Source organism: Fortiea sp. LEGE XX443, from assembly GCF_015206815.1.
Taxonomy (GTDB): Bacteria; Cyanobacteriota; Cyanobacteriia; order Cyanobacteriales; family Nostocaceae; genus Nostoc_B.
Window position 1 is genome coordinate 12,332 of sequence record NZ_JADEXZ010000048.1, and the last position, 21,938, is coordinate 34,269.

17 protein-coding genes are annotated in these 21,938 nt (G+C 41.2%); 7 read left to right on the forward strand and 10 right to left on the reverse strand.

Going from position 1 to position 21,938, the window contains the following annotated elements; all coding sequences use genetic code 11:
* Positions 1 to 210: 210 nt before the first annotated feature.
* Positions 211 to 621 carry an amino acid-binding protein gene (locus IQ259_RS17550; protein ID WP_193887043.1) on the forward strand — a complete coding sequence of 137 codons (411 nt, stop codon included), beginning with the start codon at positions 211 to 213 and terminating at the stop codon, positions 619 to 621.
* A 2-nt stretch (positions 622 to 623) separates the two neighbouring features.
* Positions 624 to 1,784 (forward strand): hypothetical protein, encoded by a 1,161-nt coding sequence (locus IQ259_RS17555; protein ID WP_193887045.1) that lies wholly within the window; start codon positions 624 to 626, stop codon positions 1,782 to 1,784.
* A gap of 89 nt (positions 1,785 to 1,873) precedes the next feature.
* On the opposite strand, the gene IQ259_RS17560 is transcribed toward IQ259_RS17555, so the two are convergent.
* Complete coding sequence (locus IQ259_RS17560; protein WP_193887047.1) at positions 1,874 to 3,097, reverse strand: acetate kinase; 1,224 nt, start codon at positions 3,095 to 3,097, stop codon at positions 1,874 to 1,876.
* Between the two features lie 130 nt (positions 3,098 to 3,227).
* Here IQ259_RS17560 and IQ259_RS17565 point away from each other — a divergent pair, with 130 nt between their 5' ends.
* Positions 3,228 to 3,566: a hypothetical protein gene (locus tag IQ259_RS17565; RefSeq protein ID WP_228014607.1), complete on the forward strand. Its 339-nt coding sequence runs from the start codon at positions 3,228 to 3,230 to the stop codon at positions 3,564 to 3,566.
* An 82-nt stretch (positions 3,567 to 3,648) separates the two neighbouring features.
* Here IQ259_RS17565 and IQ259_RS17570 read toward each other — a convergent pair whose 3' ends face one another.
* From IQ259_RS17570 to IQ259_RS17605, 8 genes are all read right to left on the reverse strand, one after another.
* Positions 3,649 to 4,314, reverse strand: a complete 666-nt coding sequence (locus IQ259_RS17570; RefSeq protein WP_193887051.1) for a DUF4276 family protein — start codon at positions 4,312 to 4,314, stop codon at positions 3,649 to 3,651.
* Positions 4,311 to 5,399, reverse strand: a complete 1,089-nt coding sequence (locus tag IQ259_RS17575) for an AAA family ATPase (protein ID WP_193887053.1) — start codon at positions 5,397 to 5,399, stop codon at positions 4,311 to 4,313. The genes IQ259_RS17570 and IQ259_RS17575 overlap by 4 nt, the downstream gene beginning before the upstream one ends.
* Before the next feature lie 144 nt (positions 5,400 to 5,543).
* On the reverse strand, positions 5,544 to 6,542 hold the full coding sequence (locus tag IQ259_RS17580; protein WP_193887055.1) for a transaldolase: 999 nt from the start codon (positions 6,540 to 6,542) through the stop codon (positions 5,544 to 5,546).
* 148 nt (positions 6,543 to 6,690) lie between these two features.
* Positions 6,691 to 8,121: a pyruvate kinase gene (pyk, locus tag IQ259_RS17585; RefSeq protein ID WP_193887057.1), complete on the reverse strand. Its 1,431-nt coding sequence runs from the start codon at positions 8,119 to 8,121 to the stop codon at positions 6,691 to 6,693.
* A 177-nt stretch (positions 8,122 to 8,298) separates the two neighbouring features.
* Entirely contained in the window at positions 8,299 to 9,336 is a 1,038-nt protein-coding gene (gap, locus tag IQ259_RS17590) for a type I glyceraldehyde-3-phosphate dehydrogenase (RefSeq protein WP_193887066.1), read from the reverse strand.
* 201 nt (positions 9,337 to 9,537) lie between these two features.
* A complete protein-coding gene (locus IQ259_RS17595; RefSeq protein ID WP_193887068.1) occupies positions 9,538 to 11,919 on the reverse strand; it encodes a phosphoketolase in 2,382 nt (793 codons plus the stop codon).
* A 322-nt stretch (positions 11,920 to 12,241) separates the two neighbouring features.
* The gene (gene sbcC / locus IQ259_RS17600; protein ID WP_193887070.1) at positions 12,242 to 15,268 is read right to left on the reverse strand and encodes an exonuclease subunit SbcC; all 3,027 of its coding nucleotides are present in this window, start codon (positions 15,266 to 15,268) and stop codon (positions 12,242 to 12,244) included.
* A 224-nt stretch (positions 15,269 to 15,492) separates the two neighbouring features.
* Positions 15,493 to 15,660, reverse strand: coding sequence for a hypothetical protein (locus IQ259_RS17605; protein ID WP_193887072.1), 168 nt, complete (start codon positions 15,658 to 15,660; stop codon positions 15,493 to 15,495).
* A 163-nt stretch (positions 15,661 to 15,823) separates the two neighbouring features.
* Between IQ259_RS17605 and IQ259_RS17610 the strand changes: the two genes are divergently transcribed.
* Both IQ259_RS17610 and IQ259_RS17615 read left to right on the forward strand, forming a co-directional pair.
* Positions 15,824 to 18,184 carry an NACHT domain-containing NTPase gene (locus IQ259_RS17610; protein ID WP_193887074.1) on the forward strand — a complete coding sequence of 787 codons (2,361 nt, stop codon included), beginning with the start codon at positions 15,824 to 15,826 and terminating at the stop codon, positions 18,182 to 18,184.
* Between the two features lie 96 nt (positions 18,185 to 18,280).
* The gene (locus IQ259_RS17615) at positions 18,281 to 18,682 is read left to right on the forward strand and encodes a type II toxin-antitoxin system HigA family antitoxin (protein WP_193887076.1); all 402 of its coding nucleotides are present in this window, start codon (positions 18,281 to 18,283) and stop codon (positions 18,680 to 18,682) included.
* Between the two features lie 13 nt (positions 18,683 to 18,695).
* Here the strand turns inward: IQ259_RS17615 and IQ259_RS17620 are convergent, their stop codons facing one another.
* Positions 18,696 to 19,322, reverse strand: coding sequence for a Uma2 family endonuclease (locus IQ259_RS17620; protein WP_193887078.1), 627 nt, complete (start codon positions 19,320 to 19,322; stop codon positions 18,696 to 18,698).
* Between the two features lie 265 nt (positions 19,323 to 19,587).
* Here IQ259_RS17620 and IQ259_RS17625 point away from each other — a divergent pair, with 265 nt between their 5' ends.
* Together IQ259_RS17625 and IQ259_RS17630 are read left to right on the forward strand one after the other, a co-directional pair.
* A complete protein-coding gene (locus tag IQ259_RS17625) occupies positions 19,588 to 20,301 on the forward strand; it encodes a conjugal transfer protein TrbI (protein ID WP_193887080.1) in 714 nt (237 codons plus the stop codon).
* A gap of 367 nt (positions 20,302 to 20,668) precedes the next feature.
* Positions 20,669 to 21,907 (forward strand): S-layer homology domain-containing protein, encoded by a 1,239-nt coding sequence (locus IQ259_RS17630; RefSeq protein ID WP_193887082.1) that lies wholly within the window; start codon positions 20,669 to 20,671, stop codon positions 21,905 to 21,907.
* The last annotated feature ends 31 nt before the right edge of the window (positions 21,908 to 21,938 follow it).

A 21,938-nucleotide genomic window follows, 5' to 3' on the forward strand; every position in this document is an offset into this window, starting at 1 on the left:
GCTGCTTGTAACCTCTGCTGCAATATTTGTCTCAACGCCATTTAATTTGTCACCGTACAGCTTATCCAGCAAGCACTGTAGAAGCGGTTACAGAAAAAATAGATACAACTTGACTTAAAATAGTGGTTCATCTGTAATTAATTGATACTCAGTTATTTTTTTACTAATATTTTGTGCCTACATCTCTAAAGGTGAGGCTATATATTATCTATGTACTGCCAAATTCAACGCCAACTAACCATAGCTTTAGAAAATTATCCCGGTCGTCTAGCTGCGATGAGTACCGTGATTGCAAATCAGAATATCAATATCGAAGCAATATCACTAATTGATAATATTGAGCAAGGTTTGATTCGGATAGTTGTTAGCGAACCCGATAAATGTAAAAACTTACTTATTTCAGAGGGATTTTACGTAATTGAGGCAGATATCATTGCTGTGGAGATTACCGATGTTAATGGTCAACTAGCACGATTAACCCAATCGCTCACTAGGGCGAGAATTAATATTGAATATACTTATGGTAGTTCGACTCGTCAGGAAGAAAAAATGCACCTCATCCTGAAAGTTTCCGATCTAGATAAAGCATATCAAGTCATAGCTGCAATTGAGGAGAGCTAACAGTGGTTTCCCTAATCAAAGATAGTGTGGGAATCCTACCGGCTGGCGCACTAGGAGTCAGTTTTTTTTATCATCTCACTCAGCAACTTACACAAGTAGACGATCGAGTTTATTTTTTGGAACGACAAAATTCCAGTAGCTCCCAGGTTTTGAAAAAAAGCGGAAAAATTGCGATCGCAACTAGCGAAACTATCAAATATTTCCCCACTGCTAAAATCCTGAAACCCGACCTTCTTAGCTGCTATAAGTTAGCTTTTTTGCCAGAAATAATCCTTATTTGTCCTAATCCCGACCAACTTTTAAGCATCATTAGCACTGTTGTCGAATTACTCATCCTCATATCCGAACAAGAAGAACTATTACAACCAGAACTACCATTTCCCTACCTTGTTTTATCTTCTAACGGCATTTATTTTCAACGCTTCCGGCAAATATTCATTGAAAAAATCGAAGAAGCTACTCTCTTCGGTCGTTTAGCCGACCTTTGGCCTGATATTATGCCTCGAATCGTCTCCCGATTTTTACGAGGAGTCACAATTCAAACTGGTGTACGGGAAGGTAGCGAAGATAACACAATTTACCGACCAGGCCCTAGAGGAAGAACCCAAATCACTGGCGGAGACATCACCGCACGAGAACGTTGTTGTGAGATTTTAGCAGGAAAGGGAGCATGGTTTGAACTTGCTCCCAACAGTTCTCCTACCCGGATAGAATTTGATAAAGCCCTAGCTAACCTCAGCACTAATTTACTAGGGCAATTAATGTCAATCGATGCTCAAGGTAAGTTCAAGGTTTTAACAGTCGGTGAAATATTAGCAAATTCTCATCAACCCGAAATCCGCGAATTAGCTTCTCATGTATTTAAGGTCGGACAAATGATTAAGGTTTACGGAAAAGATGAAAATTTAGAGGTAATTCTCGATCAATTGATGGAAACCTGTCATGCTCATGAATCTCATATACCCTCTAGCCTACAATGGGTAGACACCAAAATACGTCTCTTAAGCTTAGAACCTGAAATGACACCCACAGAAGCTTGGTTGCTCGAACCATTAATTCGCTATGCAAAAGCCTCTGAACTCGAAGATAGTGTTAATTATTTTGAAAGCCTGAAAAATCAACTAATAGAAAAACTCACCCTCGCAACAAACAGGAATCGTTAATTGTATAAGAAATTACATCGGTTGTAGTTTGGGTACTCTGCATCATCGCACTTCCTCATTTTTCCTCTGCCTAGAGTGACAAAAGCGGGTTAAGCATTATTTTTCATAATTTGCCAAGAAGATTGGGCGATCGCCCAATCTTCTTGAGTATGAATTACTAATACTCGCACTGTAGAATCAGAAGTGGCGATATCTTGATCAACTGGTTGATTTTGATTTTTTTCTGGGTCAATTTTCAAACCCAAAAATCCAAAAGCTTCACAGGCGGCTTGACGAATTCCGGCAGATTTTTCGCCTACACCTGCGGTAAATAACAACACATCTAATCCTCCTAGATTAGCAAGCATAGCCCCAATCCCAGACTTTAAGCGATGGACGTACATATCCCAGGCGAGTTGGGCGCGGTAATTACCTTGGGCGATCGCTTCAATTACTTGGGGTAAATCGCTGGAAACTCCCGAAATTCCTCGTAATCCCGACGCTTTATTTAACACATAATCTAATCTCTCAGCCGAGTAATTAGATTGGCGCATGAGATAAATTAAAATTCCTGGATCAACAGAACCGCTACGACTTCCCATCATTAATCCATCCAAGGGTGTGAAACCCATTGTGGTATCAATGCTACGCCCATTTTTAATTGCTGCTAAGGAACAGCCATTACCCAAATGACAACTAATGATTCGCAGCGATGCTAAGTCTTTTCCCAGAATTTGCGCCGCCCGTCCAGCACAATATTGATGACTGATACCATGAAATCCATAGCGGCGGATACCTTGTTCTACCCATTCATAAGGGCCGGGATAAATGGCGGCTGCATCCGGTAAAGTGGCATGAAATCCGGTATCAAATACAGCAACTTGAGTGACTTCCCCTAAACTTTTTTCAATCGCTTCGATGCCTTCTAAAGCGGCGGGGTTGTGGGCTGGTGCTAAGTTAGATAGACGGGCGATCGCCTTTTTCACTTCTTCAGTAATCACCACACTATGACGGTAGTTTTGCCCACCGTGAACTACACGATGTCCCACCACATCAATTTCCGACAGTTGTCCAATTACTTTAGTTGAACCACGGCTGAGAGTGTAGAGCATATAAGCAACGTGTGCTTGTCGTGAATCCCCATAAATAGATTCGTGCAAGCTTGCGCCTGAAGCTGTTTTCACTTCGATTTCTGCTACACCCCGGTCTTGAGTCCAGTTGACTTTCCCTTCCCAAAGGGGTTGGGGTGCTTCTTGGGGTAAAGCATCATCTGAAACTTCGTACAAACAACTTTTTTGGCTGCTAGAGCCAGCATTTAATATGAGTACTTTCATTACTTTTACGTCACTCAGCTTTGTGAACTCTGAACGGTATAGTTGCTCAATTTCATGTATTAAATAAACTTATTACCAATAATCTAGGAAAAGCAAAAACGTGAAACGTTTCAAAAAGCTATCCTCAATTATGTTCCTGCTATTAGCCTTCATTTATCCACCTACCTTGGCTGAAGCTAAAGAGAATACTCTGAATAATGTTCTCAATGAACAGAGTGTTGACGCAGAGACAAATTTAGTTGGAGATAAAAATGAAGAGATTTTACTAGCTCACAGACGGATCTGCAAACGTTATCGTAGACACAGGCGGACTCGCAAATATTATCACCGCAACAGGAATCGACGACATTATTATAAACGAAGCCACCGCTATAGACGTTATTATGGACAACCATATCGTCATGGAAGATGGAAACGAGTGCGAGATCATTATGGACGATCAGTGTATGAATGGAAAAGTTATTACTAACTTTTACATCTAAGTTTTCCTGGGAATTTTTCTGCATAAGTCCTAATCTTACTTTTATTTACTTTCTACTTTTCCTGATTACTCATACAGATTGTTTATCATAAGGAAGTATGTTTTCAAGACGCAGCAACCATTGGTTAAAATGCTGGCATTGCTGAAGAATTGTATCCAATCCAATCTCAATAGCCAGCAAAGAACCATGTAGTGGTTTGTCGTATTCTTGACAACATCTAATAATTCGTTTTGAGGGAGCGGTTAACGGATTATCATTAATGTGTTCTGGTGAAGGGAATTGATTGCTATCAGTTTGCAAAATACTGACTACACTGGCATTGAACCACGTAGCAAACACTTGTGGCTGGCTGTACAGCAATGCTTCAAATTCGTGAACCAACAAATTAGGGATGAAATTTGTGTGACCGATATCTTTACCCATCTCCTGTTCTAGATATTTAGCTTTTTGGAACGGGTCACTAGTTTTTGGCAGGGAATCACTTCCGGGAAAGTCATTAGGCAAGGCATACAGATCAAACATTGTAGTAACAAAAGCTGTTTTATCTTCACGGCACTTGCGGTCTAATTGTGGCTTGATTTTGGCGTAACTTACTACACCCCCCTTTCCGGTTGCACTAGTTCTCACAAGAATTGGGTTGAGGTAGATGTCTTTTTCCTGAAAATACTCGTAGAGTAGTTCCCTTACTAACGTTTCCTCGGTTTGTCCCTCAACGAAAACATGAACTCGAATCATCGTGAAGGTCTCCCACCCAGGAGGTTTTTCTTCCACAACTCTCCCAGACTATAATCTTCCAGCCATTCCTCTAACTCCTCCTCATCCAATCTGCGTAGTAATGATTTTCCCTGGAATCGGTCAAAAACAATCACATCATTAGCATCAAATTCGTTGAGTAATTCTACAGACTGGGTAGAAACAATTACTTGCCTAGGGACAGTTTTTATTAAGGATGCCAAAATCTTGATTGCATAAGGATGAAGACCCAGTTCCGGCTCATCAACTAGAATTGTTTCCGGTTGAAGTTCTTCCGGTTGCAAAAAAACCGTTGCTAGACAGATAAAGCGTAGTGTCCCATCCGAAAGTAAATATGCTTTGAAAGGAACATCCTGTCCTTTCTCGAACCATTCCAGTTCAATAGATTCCTCGTTTTGTAGCGAAGGACGCAGATAAAAGTCTCCAAAGAAGGGAGCAACAAGCCGAATTGTTTTAACGATTTTTTGATATGATTCTGGGTACTTATTCTGCAATAAATACAGAAAAGCGGCAAGATTACGAGCATCAGGACGCAGGTAAGCATTGTCATTAATACCGTGTGCCTGTTTTATATAAGCACTATCACTGGTGTCATGAAAATGATAAACTCGCCACTGCCGGATCGTAGGCAAAATGTAATCATCAATTCTAGTCCTTGTACCTTTAGAGGTCTTTGTCTCGAAATGACCTTTACCTATTTCACGCGCACCACTCATGTTCCACCAAAAATATTCAGCAGCGAACATCAGGCGATTATCCTGGGTTGGTTCGAGAGTGGCGAAGTATCCATTATTGCCAAAATATAACTGAAACTCCAGTTTTTCCGTTGTTTTGCGCCCAAAGTGCAAGAGAGCATCAGGGCCACCTTGCCGGCTGACAAAAACTTGCAGGTTCTCTTCTAGCAACTGCTGAACCATGCGGAAGAAGCCGATAAAATTGGATTTTCCCGCACCATTAGCCCCAATCAAAATATTCAGACTGGAGAGTTCAAGGTCACACTCAGCGATAGACTTGAAGCCTTTTAAAACTATTCTCGACAGTTGTTTGTCACTATGCGCCCCCGTCATGAACAGTCTCCCGAACCACAGGCTTGGTCTATACAGGTTTCATTTTATCTAGTTTCTTGAACAATGCTTCAATCCCACATTCCGCCTTCTCTTTTGTGTTAGTTTGAGATGCAGAATGTGGGATTTTATGATGCAGTCTAAATTCTAATGGCTGGCGACTACTTCTAACTTAGCTAGTCTTTCTGCCAATAGTTTTTCTAGGTCTTCTAGGGCTTTGGTAAAGCCTTTGATACCTTCGTCTAATTTGTCGTAAGCCATGCGGTCTTCGGCGTGCATTTTGTCGAAGGTGGCTTTGTCGATGGAGATTTTGGCAATTTCCATGCTGGCGGCTTTAGAAGCATCCAATTTGCGGGGTAAGTCGCCAATGGTAGCTTGCAATTCACCCAACAAAGATGGAGAAATAGTTAGCAAGTCGCAACCTGCCAATTCTGTAATTTCGCCAACGTTGCGGAAGCTTGCACCCATAACTTCGGTTTTATGACCGAACTTTTTATAGTAGTTATAGATTGTGGTGACAGATACTACGCCTGGATCTTCAGCAGCGGGGTAGCTATCGCGTCCGGTTGATTTCTTGTACCAGTCAAGAATCCGGCCGACGAAGGGAGAAATTAGGGTGATACCTGCTTCAGCACAAGCGATCGCTTGATGCAAACCAAACAATAGAGTTAAGTTACAGTGAATGCCTTCTTTTTCCAGAACTTCTGCTGCTTTAATTCCTTCCCAGGTGCTGGCAATTTTAATCAGAATGCGTTCGGGGCCAATGCCAGCCGCTTTATACTGAGCAATGATTTCTCTACCTTTGGTGATGGTAGCTTCTGTATCGTAGGACAAACGCGCATCAACTTCTGTAGAAACACGTCCAGGAATGATTTGCAGAATCTTCAAACCAAAAGATACAGCCAAACGTTCAAAAGCTAGAGAAACAATTTGAGCTTGAGTAGCACCTGCGCCAGCATCTTTTTTGGCTTGCAGTAAAGTCTGATCAACAATCTCCTGATACTCTGGCATTTGTGCCGCAGCCGTAATCAGCGAGGGATTAGTGGTAGCATCTCTGGGTTTGAATTTTTCAATGGCTTTAATGTCGCCAGTATCAGCAACTACTACGGTGATTTCACGCAACTGTTCTAGTAGATTTTTAGACATAAAATACTCCGTGACGGTGATTTGTGTAGGATTTACCTAATTCCCGAATTATTTACACTCTCTACGGTTGCTAGAATTCTGATTTTGGCAACTTTTCTTAATCATTGCCTTTTTTGCTAACTAAAGCCTCAGCCCTATTCTAGGTGCGTCACGCCAGAATTGGCTGTCCAATCGAATGCACTTTGATTAAACTAGTTGTGCCTGATTTACCAATTGGTACACCAGAAGTAATCACCACTTTATCGCCCTGACTTACCAAACTCGTGTCTGCGACTGTTTTAACAACATTCACAAACATTTCCTCAGCATTGTGAACTGGTGGAATGAGTAAAGGTTCGACACCCCAAGAAAGTGCTAGTTGACGATAAGCATTTTCATCGGGAGTAAGGGCAATAATCGGCGCGGAAGGACGGTATTTTGATACTAATTTGGCTGTACTGCCAGATGTAGTGTTACAAAGAATTGCCCGTGCGCCTGTTTCATAGGCGATGCGACAGACTGCTTCTGCCACCGATTCGGTAACGCTAAGACTGCCGGCTTCATGACACCACGAATGCTTACCACCCTCTTGTAAAGCCTGTTCTGTTCTGACAGCAATGTTGTGCATGATTTGCACCGCAGCAACAGGATACTGTCCGACGGCTGTTTCTCCAGATAGCATAACAGCATCAGTACCATCAAGAATGGAGTTAGCAACGTCAGTAGCTTCGGCGCGGGTGGGGTCAGGGGAACTAATCATCGACTCCAGCATTTGGGTAGCGGTAATCACTGGTTTTCCTGCCTGATTACAACGGCGAATAATATCCTTTTGAATCAGGGGGACTTCGTGAATTGGTACTTCTACACCCAAATCGCCACGGGCAATCATGATGCCGTCAGCGACTTTTAAGATGGAGTCAAAACGCTCAACTGCTTCTGGTCTTTCGATTTTGGCAATCAAACGTATACTAGCTCCCGCAGCTTCAATCATCCGCTGGGCAGGTTCTAAATCTTGGGGCGATCGCACAAAGGAAACCGCCGCAAAATCTACACCCAACTGAATACCAAAGCGTAAATCCATCAAGTCTTTTTCGGTGATGGAACTGACTGGTAGTGGTGTTTCTGGCAGATTTACTCCCTTGTGGGTGGAAATTAAACCGCCAATTTTCACCAAAGCCCGAATTTTGTCGGCATCGCGGCCGGTGACAATCAATTTGACGCGTCCATCATTAATTAAAATTGGTTCCCCCGGTCTAACCATTGCGAACAAAGTTGGCAAGGGTAAAGGCAGTTCGTCGATACTATTGCCTTTTTCCTGTAAGACAAATGTAACTTCTTCACCAGCTTCGACATTTAGCCCTTCTGGTGGTAAAGTTCCCAAGCGAATCTTGGGGCCACAGAGGTCTTGCATAATTGCCAGTGGCTTTTTGCGTTCAGCACTAATTTGCCGTAGGTACTGAACCGTTTGTCCGTGGAATTCATGCGCGCCGTGAGAAAAATTTAACCGCGCTACATTCATCCCAGCTTCGACAAGTGCTTGCAGTTTTTCTGGAGCAGAACTAGCAGGGCCAACAGTGCAAATAATTTTGGTTCGACGCATAGGGATTAGGATTCAGGTAAAAATTGCGATATTGATGCCTTGAGCGCCTTGAGCGACACCTACTGCATCTCTACCACTTGTGCTTCATATCACTCCTTTTCTATGTAAAAACACTTTTTTATGCGTCCGAAGTATGAAGCATGAATTTCAGACTTCATACTTCATACTTCAGACTTTTTAAGCAGCTACAGCCAAAAGTTGTTCTTTCTCTGCCATAGACAACAACAAGTCTACTACCCGATTTGAGTAGCCCCATTCGTTGTCATACCAAGCAACAACTTTGAAGAAATTGGAGTTTAACTCCATTCCTGCACCTGCATCGAAAATACTAGAATGAGTATCACCCTGAAAATCTGTGGATACCACTTCTTCATCTGTGTATCCCAAAATACCCGCTAATTGACCTTCCGCAGCTTGCTTCATAGCAGCGCAGATTTCTTTGTAACTGGTAGCTTTCGCAGTCTTGAAGGTGAGGTCAACTACCGAAACATCAGGGGTAGGAACGCGGAATGCCATTCCTGTTAACTTACCCTTTAGCTCTGGCAACACTAAAGCCACAGCTTTAGCTGCACCCGTGGAAGAGGGAATAATATTTTGAGATGCACCTCGACCACCCCGCCAGTCTTTTTTACTAGGGCCGTCTACGGTGGGTTGAGTAGAAGTCATTGCATGAATTGTAGTCATCAACCCTTCAGTTAAACCAAAGTTATCATTGATGACCTTCGCAATGGGAGCCAGACAATTTGTAGTACAACTAGCGTTGGAAACGACTAAATCTTTGCTGGGATTAAATAAGTTATGATTTACACCCATCAGCAAAGTCGGAACTTTCTCTGGGTCTTTTGTCGGGGCAGAGAGTACTACACGTTTTGCGCCTGCCGTCAAGTGCTTGGCTGCGCCTTCATAATCAGTGAAGAGTCCTGTAGATTCTACCACATAATCTGTAGCCAATTTACCCCAAGGTAATTCGGCTGGATTCCTAACTGACAAGCAGGGGATAAAATGCCCATCAATTACAATACCGTCTTCCTTGGCTTCCACCTTGCCATTAAACTTACCGTGAGTGGAATCGTATTTCAACAGGTAAGCTAAGTTATCTGGTGGTACTAAATCGTTAATCCCGACAAACTCGACATTGGGATTATAAATGCCAGCGCGCAGCACCAGTCTACCAATACGACCAAATCCATTAATACCAACTTTCAACTTTGTCAAAGTTCAACCTCCTAATTTGAGAATAACCCAGGTCTGTTCTTAGTTTCAGCGCTGGATTTAGCTGGGTTAATTTTGGTCTGACTGAGTTGATCCTGACAGTCTTAGACACCTAAAGCGATTTTGCTAGACATGTTTTAAGGTTTCAGACTTTGATCAGTGAACAGTTGACTGTTTACTGATAACTGTTCACTGATAACTGTTTTAATAAGGCCACTTCCAGTTGCGGACTTCGGGCAAATCTTCGCCGTGTTGGGAAATGTAGTGTTTGTGTTCGATGAGCTTATCTTGTAGGTGTTGTTTGATGTAAGCTGCTTTGTAGCCTAGTTTGGGTACGCGATCAATTACGTCCATGACTAAATGATAGCGATCGAGGTCGTTGAGAACCACCATATCAAAAGGTGTTGTGGTTGTTCCTTCTTCTTTGTAACCGCGCACATGCAGGTTGTGATGGTTAGTCTGGCGATAAGTTAAGCGATGAATTAACCAAGGATAGCCATGAAAGGCAAAAATAATTGGTTTGTCGGTTGTGAAAAGTGTATCGAAGTCTTTGGTGCTTAAACCGTGGGGATGCTCACTTTTTGGCTGTAATGTCATTAAATCAACGACGTTGACAACTCTAACTTTTAAGTCGGGGAAGAATTGGCGCAGCATGTCTACAGCTGCCAAGGTTTCTAAGGTGGGAACATCACCCGCACAAGCCATAATTACATCTGGTTCACTACCTTGGTCGTTACTCGCCCATTCCCAAATCCCGATTCCTTTGGTGCAGTGTTTAATCGCCGCATCCATATCGAGGTATTGCAGTGCTGGTTGTTTGCCGGCGATGATGACGTTGATATAGTTACAACTTCTTAAACAGTGGTCAGTGACGGAAAGCAAAGTGTTAGCGTCGGGGGGAAGATAGACACGGATGACTTCTGATTTTTTATTGACTACATGATCGATAAAACCAGGGTCTTGGTGAGAGAAGCCGTTGTGGTCTTGTCGCCAAACGTGAGATGTGAGTAAATAATTGAGGGATGCGATCGCTCTTCGCCAAGAAATATGACGGGTAGTTTTCAACCATTTGGCGTGCTGGTTGAACATGGAGTCAATGATGTGGATAAATGCTTCGTAGCAGGAAAAAAAACCGTGACGACCTGTAAGCAGATATCCTTCTAACCAACCTTGACAACAGGTTTCGCTGAGAATTTCCATCACCCGACCGTCGGGAGATAAATGTTCGTCTTCGGGGAGGATTTGAGAAACCCAAGTTCTATCTGTGACTTCAAACACAGCATCTAGGCGATTAGAAGCTGTTTCATCGGGGCCAAAGATGCGGAAGTTGCGGCTTTCTAGGTTAAGTTTCATCACATCCCGCAGGAATTTACCTGTCACCCTTGTGGCTTCCGCTTCGAGTTTACCGGGTTGGGGAACATCTACGGCGTAGTCTTGGAAGTTGGGCATTTTCAAGTCACGCAACAGAATACCGCCGTTGGCGTGGGGATTGTCGCCCATGCGACGCAAACCTGTGGGGGCTAATTGGGCGAGTTCTGGTAAGAGTTTGCCATTATGATCAAAGAGTTCTTCTGGTTTGTAACTCTTCATCCAGTCTTCTAAAAGTTTAAGATGTTCTGGCTGTTTAGCGATCGCCCCAAAGGGAACTTGATGCGATCGCCAATAATCTTCGGTTTTCTTACCATCAACATCTTTTGGCCCTGTCCAGCCTTTGGGAGTTCGCAAAATAATCATCGGCCAGCGCGGACGTTCTGTGAAACCATGTACACGGGCTTCTCTTTGAGTATTTTGAATTTCTGCAATCACTGTATCTAATGTAGCTGCCATCTGCTGATGGACTTCGGCAGGTTCTGAACCCTCTACAAAGTAAGGTTTATAGCCATAGCCAACAAATAAGCTTTCGACTTCTTCATGGCTTAACCGTGATAGCACCGTTGGGTTAGCAATTTTATACCCGTTGAGATGTAAAATCGGCAAAACTGCCCCATCATTTACAGGGTTAAGAAACTTATTAGAATGCCAACTCGCCGCTAAAGCCCCTGTTTCCGCTTCGCCATCACCGACAACCGCCGCCACAATTAAATCAGGATTGTCAAAAGCTGCACCGTAGGCGTGAACCAGCGCATAACCTAACTCACCACCTTCGTGAATTGAACCAGGGGTTTCTGGCGCTACATGGCTAGGAATCCCGCCAGGAAAAGAGAATTGTTTAAAAAGCTGCTTCATTCCTTCAACATCTTGGGAGATGTTGGGGTAATATTCGCTGTAAGTTCCTTCTAGATAAGTATTTGCTACTAATCCAGGGCCACCATGACCAGGCCCGGCAATGTAGATCATATCTAGATCATATTTTTTGATGATGCGGTTGAGGTGAACATATATAAAATTTAACCCTGGTGTAGTTCCCCAATGTCCCAATAGTCGGGGTTTAACGTGTTCTATTCTCAGTGGTTCTCTCAGCAGTGGATTGTCGAGTAAATATATTTGCCCCACTGACAAATAATTCGCCGCCCGCCAGTAGGCATTAATTTTCTGCAATTCTTCGTCTGTTAAAGGCTTTGTGTGTGGAGAGATTGCTAAAGTCATACCAAATTTCCGTATTACAACAGGATTTTGCCTTTGTTCAGTAAGTTAGTTTAGTTGTTTATGCAGTAACGGTCATCTTACCCATGACAAATTTTTCCAATAGTAAATATAGAAAAATATGCACTATTCCTGAATCTTAATTGCTGGTATGAAATTTTTAATAACTATGAATAACTTTCGACATTACCTGTTTGAGAGATTACCAGACCTAGGAAGACGATAGATAAGTTTTAAGATTTTTTTAACCCAATTTATTTACTGTTGCAAAATTTATTTTGTATGGTGTTTGTAACGATCGCTAATTTTTTTGTAATACTGTCAATTAAACCAACAACCTTACCTGTGAACCTTGTTGAGTTTTATTCACCTCTATTCTGGCTTGGAAGGCTTCTTTGAGGTGGGGCATATGGGTAACGGTGAGAATACAGGCAAAATCAGAGGCGATCGCATTTATGGAAGCAATCAGGCGATCGCATCCTTCAGCGTCTTGTGTGCCGAAGCCTTCATCAATAATTAACAATTGCAATGCCGCCCCCGCCCGTTGTGCTAATAATTTTGCCATTGCTAAACGAATGGCGAAGTTAATTCTAAATGCTTCGCCACCGGAATAAGTTTCGTAAGCGCGTGTTCCCTTAGCATCAGCAATTAAAATCTCTAGGGTATCTATCAGCTTGGCATTCTTCTTCGATGATTTCCCACTTCTTCCAGCTTTTTGGGTAATAAATTGGACATGCAATTGGTTAGCACTGAGTCTTGCCAGCAGTTGATTTGTCTCAGCTTCTAGTTGCGGTAACACATTCTCAATCATCAAAGCTTGGATGCCATTCTTACCGAATGCCAGCGCCAATTCGTGATAAACTCGGTACTCGCGCTTGCAAGATTGCAGTTGTTGTTGTTGTTGTTCGTACTGAACTTGCAAGGTTTCCAGTTGGTGAGCGAGTTGTTCCAAACGTCCTAACTTGGCTATTTGCTCATCGAGTTGTCGCCTGCGGATGGCTAACTGTTGTTCTAAACCTTGAATTTGCTCGATAGGGTTGGCTGACTGAGCTAGTTGCTGTACTATTTCATCAATTTGATTAGCAAGTTTTTGCCGTTCATTTAACCGAGCAATTTTAGAGGTTTCTAAGTCTTGCAATCTTCCTTGCAGTTGGGGATACTGCTGCTGGGCTGATAACAATTGTTGATAACGTAACTGCCAAGATTGGGCTTGGCGGATAGCTTGGCGTAAGTTATTGTGTTGCTCTGGACTGTAACCAATTTCGGTAATCTGAAGCTCAAGAGCCGCAATTTGTCTAGCAGGTTCAGAATCAGTTTGTTCTTGCTGAATTCTGGTTTGTAATTGAGTAATAGTCCCTTGTAATTCTGGTTTGCGGGCTGCTAGTTGGGTTTGGCGTTTGAGCGCATCTTTAATTTGCCCTTGTTTAATTTCTGCCCAGCGCCATCTTTCAACTTCACTACGAGCTAAGGCATGGTCTTGCTCATTGTAATTTAATTGTTGCAGATATTCTTCTAATTGTTGCAGTTCTGTTTGTTTGTCGTGGGCGTAATCACCTGCTTGGAGCGATCGCTCTAAATGCTGTCTTTCCGCCGCCAGTTGTTCTAATTGTTGTTCAGCATCGCTTGTCGTTTCCAGTTGTGCAGCTAATTGTCCTCGCTGTTCCCGCAGCGCATCATATGGAGACAACTTCTGCGATATTTCCCGGTATTCCTGCCTTAAAAGTTGAATTTCCCTATCTGAACAAGCCATCTGTTCTCGGAATACCCACAATTGTTCCTCGGTTTCTTTGTACTCGGATTTGGTTTTATCAGCAACACGATTCCAATGATGTTCATCCAAAGGCCGTTCGCACAAAGGGCAAATTGCGTCGGGGTTGCGGAGCATTTGCAGTTTTTGGTCTAATTCACCCAATAACCTTTCATATTCTCGTTGCTGGGCTTGCAGTCGTTCAATAAAGTGTCGTCTTTCCTGGCCTTTTTCTTGAACTCGTTGCAAATAAACTCTATCTTTCTCCATTTGCTCAATCTGCATCGCCACAGCCATGACTGCTTGCTGCAATTGGGGTTGACGTTGGGAGGAACGTTGTAGTTGATTTTGTGTAGCTTGTATTTGTTCTAGCCGTGCTACTAAACCAGCTTGAATTCTATCTAGGTGACTTTGCAAACTTTGTCGTTGTTGCAACAATGGCGCAACTTGCATTTGCAGTTCATCTAATTGAGCCACACGGCGACGCGCGGCAGACAGTTGTCCTAAAGCGGCTTCAACTTCTCCTGATTTACTGAGAGTTTGTTGAATTTCTTGCTCCTGCTGCGCCAAAGCTTCGAGTTGTGCTTGGACTTGTTGGAGTTGTCTTTCCAGTTCGTGAATTTGCTGAGTTAGCTGCTGCTGCTTTTGTTGACGCAGTGTTGTGGCGCGGGTGTGTTGCTCAAACTTAGCCGCAAAGGCTTCTTCTTGAGATTGTAGGTTTTGGTAATGGGCGTAGCCGTTTTTAATCTCAGCTTCCTGATTTAAGATGGCTGTCAAATCTGCAAGCTGGGTTTTGACAGTTGATTGTTCTTGGTGGAGGCGATCGCAATCTTGCGTCAAATTTTGGTATTGTTGTCTCACAAAGCTGAGTTGTTGTTCCCAGCTTTGCCGCTGGTGCTGTACAACTTGCAAACTTTGCAGTTGAATATTATCAAAAGCTTGCAGTTGTTGTAGTTGATTAAGTTCAACTTCTAATTCTGCTCTTTGAACTTCTGTCGTTTCCCGTTGTTGCAGTTGCGTTTTAATTGATTCTAAAGAACGCTCTAATTCTTCTGCTCTAGCTTTGAATTGACGGGACGATTCTTTAGCTCGTTCCTCCAAGTCATCATACTGCGTGAGTTTTAACAACTCTGCCAGAATTTCCTTGCGTTCGGTGGGGCGCTTGAGCATGAATTCATCAGCACGACCTTGACGCAAGTAAGCAGAATTAATAAAAGTATCGTAATCTAATTTGATGTGTTCTAAAATCAAATCCTGTGTTGCCCGTACTCCTTTACCAGTGAGTGGGCGAAACCCAGAAGGTGTTTCGATTTGAAATTCCAGAACACTAGTTGCACCTCGAATTCGTGTGCGAATCACCCGATATTTTTGCTGGTTAATTTGGAAAGTGAAATCAACTCGGACTTCTTTTGCCCCAGAATGGATGACATCATCTTCTGTTGAAGCACGACTTTCACCCCAAATTGCCCATGTAATCGCTTCGAGCAGAGACGATTTACCTGCGCCGTTGGAACCACAAATACAAGCCGTATGCAAACCACGAAAATCTAAAGTAGCATCACGGTAACTAAGGAAGTTTTTGAGGATAAGTTGTACTGGAATCATTGAGGCTATAGCGCCACATCTAGGATTTTATGAACGAGCAGTACAGATGCACTCTTGATAGTTTAACTAGGTGATTATCAGGATTCTAGTCCTAAAGTCCGTAATTTTACGAAAATTAACAATATTATGAGCCAGTTTTCCCCGCTTGGCAAATTATTTTGTTTATCTTCAAAGAAAAAAGAAACCTGCCACACAGACAAGTTTCTTTCGTATAACCAGTAATTCTATTTGTCAAGGGTTAATTCTGGTTCATCATCTCCTTTATCATTTTGTTGGTTTGAATTGCGATCGCTCCGCAAAAACTCAATAATGAGATTGAAAACTGCATCGGCAGACTTTTCCACTGCCCAGGCTACAAATGCGCTCAGTAACAACATTAAAATAGTGTCCATAAAATATGCTCGATTAACGACTCTTACAATGTCGCGCTAATCATGTCTGAGCAAGGGTTATGGCAAGTATGAGTTCAGGTATGATTTATGTATGAGTTGCGTGACTTTCGTAACAGAGAGAAAATTAACATAGCGAAAAAAGTCACAAGTTTGTTGTTCAGCTATGGCAGAGCGATCGCTTCAAGCATCTCAAAACGGTATACAGTTAGCAAGACAAGCTCTCACGAGTAAGAGATTGTTCCAAAAGGATTTAGTGGGTATGGTTTGTCAGAGTCGTCAACCTATTTCTAAATTTTTTACAGGTAAACCTGTTGATCGTGAAATTTTTGTTGCAATTTGCGAAAGACTAAGTTTGAAATGGCAAGACATTGCTAATCTGCCGCCAGTAGATGAGCTAATGAAGGTAGGAGATAATACTTCTGACATCGCTACTGTTGTAAAAGAGGTACGCGAAAAGATAAAATCCATCATTGAAGAGCGTTATAGCACAATGCGCGTCTTAGATATGACTCAACCTATTGGGCTGAATGATATCTATACCAATGTCAACATTCTAGAGAAAATCACTGGACGGCGGCGCTTAGGAATTGAGGAATTACTTCAACAGTGTACGAGCGATGATTTTAACCACTTTGGACTAGTAAAAATTACTGAAAAACGATTACCTGCATTAGAAGCCGTTGAGAAACATTCTAAGCTGATGATTTTAGGAAAGCCTGGAGCAGGTAAAACCACATTTTTGAAGTATCTAGCAATTCAATGTATCAGAGGTGAGTTTCAGGCTGAACGTGTACCAATTTTTATAACCCTCAAAGACTTTGCCGAAGCTACCAACAAACCTACATTATTGGAATATATCACTGAACAAACAATAAATGGTGTATCTAAAGCACATAATTTTATAAAGAAAGAATTTATTACATCTATCCACTATGTCATAGCTCATGGCAAAACATTATTTTTACTCGATGGTTTAGATGAAATTAAAGAAGAAGATTCAAAGCGAGTCTTACGAGAAATTCGTGATTTTTCCAACCATTTCCAGGATAATAACTTTGTGATGACGTGCCGTATCGCCGCACGAGAATACACGTTTGAGAAATTCACAGAGGTAGAAGTTGCAGATTTTGATGATCAACAAATTGTTAATTTTACAAATAACTGGTTTAAGGGGAAACCTGTAACGCCAGAAACTTTTATCCAACGCCTCAAACAAAATAGACGAATTCAAGAACTTGCGGCAAGTCCACTATTACTAACGCTGTTATGTTTAGCATTTGAAGAGTCTGGCGATTTTCCTGCAAATCGTTCTGAATTATACAAAGAAGGATTAGATGCGCTTTTGAAAAAATGGGATGCCAAGCGAGGAATTCAGCGTGATCAAGTTTATAAAAAGCTATCAGTTCAACGCAAAGAAGATTTACTCAGTAAAATTGCTCTAACTACCTTTGAGAGTGGTGACTACTTCTTTAAACAGAAAATAGCAGAGCAATACATTACAGAATATATCCGCAATTTACCTGGTGCTAATACTGATGAAGAAGCACTGCAACTGGATAGTGAGGAAGTTTTACGTTCAATTGAACATCATCATGGATTACTCGTAGCAAGAGCTAAAGGTATTTACTCATTTTCACATCTGACATTTCACGAGTATTTCACTGCTAGAGAAATTGTTTTTGTCAAGCAGTCATCAGAAGAAGCATTACAAAGTCTAATAGTTCACGTAACAGAGAAACGTTGGCGAGAAGTCTTTCTTCTTGCCGTTGGAATGTCACCAAATGCAGACCATCTATTACTGTTGATGAAAGATAAAATTGATGCAATTTTATCTGATGATGAAAATTTACAGAATTTATTGAGATGGAGTAATGAAAAATCTCTGGCAGTAGATAGTCAATATAAAAAATCTATTAAACGTGCTTTCTATTTTGCTTTTGCAGTTACAAATGAAGTAGAAATAGGCTATCCTCGTCTAGTAATAGTGCTGCATTTTTTACATAAAATTATTTTTAATCCGGTTAAAAACCCAAGTTTAGCAAAAAAACTAAGCAATTTTATATTCAACGAAATTTTTAGAGAAATTTCAAACAATATATCAAGCAAAGATGTTAGTCTTTCATTAATCCATCATATCTATCCTAATTATAAAGTTGTAGGTTTTGATGATAAGTGTATCCTTTTTCTAGCTTTAGCTCCTCAAATAAAGCAAGCACTACTACAACTTAAAGAGCAACTTCCTACACTAGATATTGAAACAAATTTATTTAAACAATGGTGGATAATTAATGGTCAGAATTGGATTGAACAATTAAGTTTAGTAATGAATCAATACAATGATTGTCCTGATACACATTGGCAGTTCAACCAAGAGGATAAGAACCTAATACAGCAATATCACGATGCCAATGTATTACTTATGGAGTGTCTAAATAGCAATTGTTATGTTAGTTATGACGTGAGACAGTACATAGAAAATACATTGCTATTACCTATCGCAGAAATTAAACCATATCAGCAGTAATCTTTAACAGTCAGACATAGGTATATGATTTGATATATAAGAATTTTGTAAAATATATTTTAACTCACCCGGAATACGATAAAGAGAAGTGGAAAAATGACCCTGACTTTTAATCCAGAAAATTACGCACTCTTACTAGCCAAATATCAACCAAAAGTCATTACAAATGACGCAGAAAATGAACAGGCGATACTCATAGCAGAAGAACTCGCACATCGACAAAATCGAACCTCTGAAGAATCTGCATTATATGAATTGTTAATTGCTTTAATCGAAAAATATGAAGATGAAAAATACCCAATGGGCGAAACAACACCATTATCAATACTTCGCCATCTAATGGAAGCTCGAAATTTAAACGAAACTGATTTAATCGGTGTAATTGGTTCGAGTAGTGTTGTGTCTGAAATTATCAACGGTAAGCAAGAAATTAGTCAAGCACAAGCGAAAGCATTGGGTGAATTTTTTCACGTTGATGCTGAGTTGTTTTTGAAGTAGCAGATATTTTAATTTATGAACTAATTAAACCAGCTTGAAAAATTTGGTTTGGGGTGAGATGCAATTCGGGAAAAGTTTGGGAGACAATGGGAGTGTCATCTCGAAACTTACTAATCTGATATTCGCCATCAACTAAGTTACAAACCAAAATTGTCGGTTGTTTGGGATTACCAATAAAATTCCGTCCACCTAACGCCGCATAATCGATAATCCAGTATTCGGCGATACCCATCTCTTCATAATCAGCAAATTTTAAGTGGTAATCATCTCGCCAGTTAGTTGATACAACTTCAATTACCAAAGGTATTGATGCACCTAAACTGACAGTAGATTCTTTTTTCCATAACGGTTCATTTGCCAGATTTTTCTGATTTAGCACCAACACATCTGGAAAATAACCAGAATCTTTTTCTAAAGGTCTGACTATAACTTGGTTGGGGACAATGTACGAGAGTCCTAAACGTTTGATTTCAAAAGGAATTTCGATACCTAAAAACCCTTTAACTTCTTCGTGATCTCCTAGCGGTTGTGCCATTTCAACTATACTTCCATTATGTAGTTCGTAGCGCACTCCGGTATTTTCAGGTAGCCAATTAACAAATTCCTCAAAGGTTACTAGTTTGGGTATGGCTTGAGTCATAACTTTGGCAAATTGTTGCTTTGGAAATATTATCTCTAATCTAGGCGACTACAGACAACTTTACTATCACAGTTAAGTGTATAAGTATTACGTTGAATCATGCTGTAACGAAATATCTTATCGAGTGGAACAACAGCAAATTCGCCTCGTCATTCAATCAGCTAACTAGGGGAATATGCTTAAAGATAGCTCTAAAGCTAGTGAGAAACAATCTTTGTAACTCCTCGTCATTACACACGTCACATATATCAAAGTAAATCTGGTTATGACACACCTTTATCGAATTAAATCTGGAACTGCTGCATTCATGGCGATCGCACTAACTACAGGTGCGATCGCTCCCATGATTGCTTCGGCTCCGGCTCAAGCGCAATATAATATTGGGCAATCACGCTCAACTACTATTCCTGCTAATGTAACTTTGCCTGTTACTTACGAAAAAGACAAAGTTGTGGTTACTCCTGGGGAAAGTATGTCCCTGAAACTGAAAATAGCTAACGACATTATCGATAGGAATAGAAATGTTTTAATTCCTGCTAGAACTGAAGTTATCGGCAGATTAGAACCTGTTGATTTATACGACAGAGATTATCCTAGCGACAGAAATGAGAGAAATAATGACAATAGAAGAGGTGTGCGGTTTGTAGCCTCAGAATTAGTTTTTCCTTCTGGCCGTAGATTGCCAATTAATGCTCGTTCTAGAACAGTTACCGAAACTGAAAGAATAACCAAAGGTGCTGATACTGGCAGTATTTTAACAGATGCGGCGATCGGTGCTGGTGCGGCTACTGTAATTTCCCTCCTCACAGGAAACCGTAGAGTTGAGGTATTAGAACCTGTTGCGGGTGGTGCTGCGGGTGCTTTGGCCAGTGTACTGTTGCGGAAAAAACAAGCTGATGTCTTTGTTCTTAGACCCGAAGAAGATTTGGACATCACACTGACAAGTAATTTAGTTATATCCCGCAACAATACTAATTAACTAAAATTTCAGTCGTGAATTTAATCACTTCCATCAGCGATCGCCTCTGTCAATATAGTGAGCGATCGCTTCATTTTTATGTATATAAAATCTAATTCTACCGCAACCATTTTATCTCCATATCATCTGATTAAATATTTGGGTGAATGTGCATAGTATTTTAGGGGAGGTAGGTAATACCTCATGTGAAATAAGTAATAGGTAATAGTTAATTGGCTATTAAGTATTACCTGTTTTTTTCTAAATATATATCCGTAGTATTACGGCAAATTTATTTACCAAAAAATAGGAAATATCGGAAACTTTATTGTTAAATATTTGTCTAAGTAATTAACAGAAAACAAATAAATGTAGAGGAGTAAAATTAATGTCTACTTTAAATCATTGGCAATCTAAAACTGCTGTACTCATGGCTTTGAGCATCACGGCTGGTACTGTAGCGCCCTTTATGGCAGCTACACCTTCTTTTGCTCAAACTACTTTTACTGATGTTTCATCTAACTATTGGGCATCGCAGTTTATTCAAGAATTGTCACAGCGGGGTGTAATTGCAGGTTTTCCTGATGGCAGTTTCCGCCCAGAAGAAGCAGTAACACGCGCTCAATTTGCGGCGATGGTTAACAAGGCTTTCCAAAAAGCACAGCAACGTCAGGCAATCAGGTTTGTGGATGTACCAAGCAATTACTGGGCATCTAGCGCTATTCAGCAAGCCTATACCATCGGTTTCCTCTCAGGATATCCAGGAAATCGCTTTGAACCTAACCAAGCTATTCCCCGTCAACAGGTTTTAGTTTCCCTCGCCAACGGTCTAGAATACGCCCCTATTAATACCGACAGCACTCTGCAATACTTCAATGATGCCTCTGGGATTGCTAGTTATGCACGTAGTCCCATTGCTGCGGCAACTGAGAAGCAAATTGTTGTGAACTATCCTAATGTTAAGTTCCTCAATCCAACAGCAACTGCCACACGCGCACAGGTAGCAGCTTTTATTTACCAAGCGTTAGTTAGTTCTAATCAAGCTTCAGCAATTAACTCACCTTACATAGTGGCGGCTCAACCTACCACACCAACACCTGTTGCAATTACGATTCCTCAGGGAACTGTTATCCCTGTGAAATATGATCAGGCTAAAAAAATCCTGGTTACTAAAGATGAAACTGCACCTTTGACACTGACTGTTGACCAAAATGTAGTTACCCAAAATGGAACTGTAGTGATTCCCGCAGGTAGTCAAGTTGTTGGTCAACTCAAACCTGCTCAAGGTGGTTCTCAATTTGTTGCTCAAAAGCTAGTTTTAACTACAGGTCAAGAGTATCAAATCGCAGCTACTTCTGATGTGATTACTAAAACGGAAACAGTTAGTAAGGGTACTAGTACCCGTGCAATTATCACAAATACTGTGTTGGGCGCAGGTGCGGCGGCTGCGGTATCTGCGGTTACAGGCGATCGCGCGATCGCTACTGAAGAAGTTTTGGGTGGCGCTGCCATCGGTAGCTTAATTGGCTTATTCTTTGGTCGCAATAGTGTTGATTTAATTGCTATTAACCCCGACACCGATTTACAAATGACAGTAAATCAAAATTTGTTAGTCTCCCTCAGATAATTATTAGTCAAAGGATGAAGGCTAAAATTTC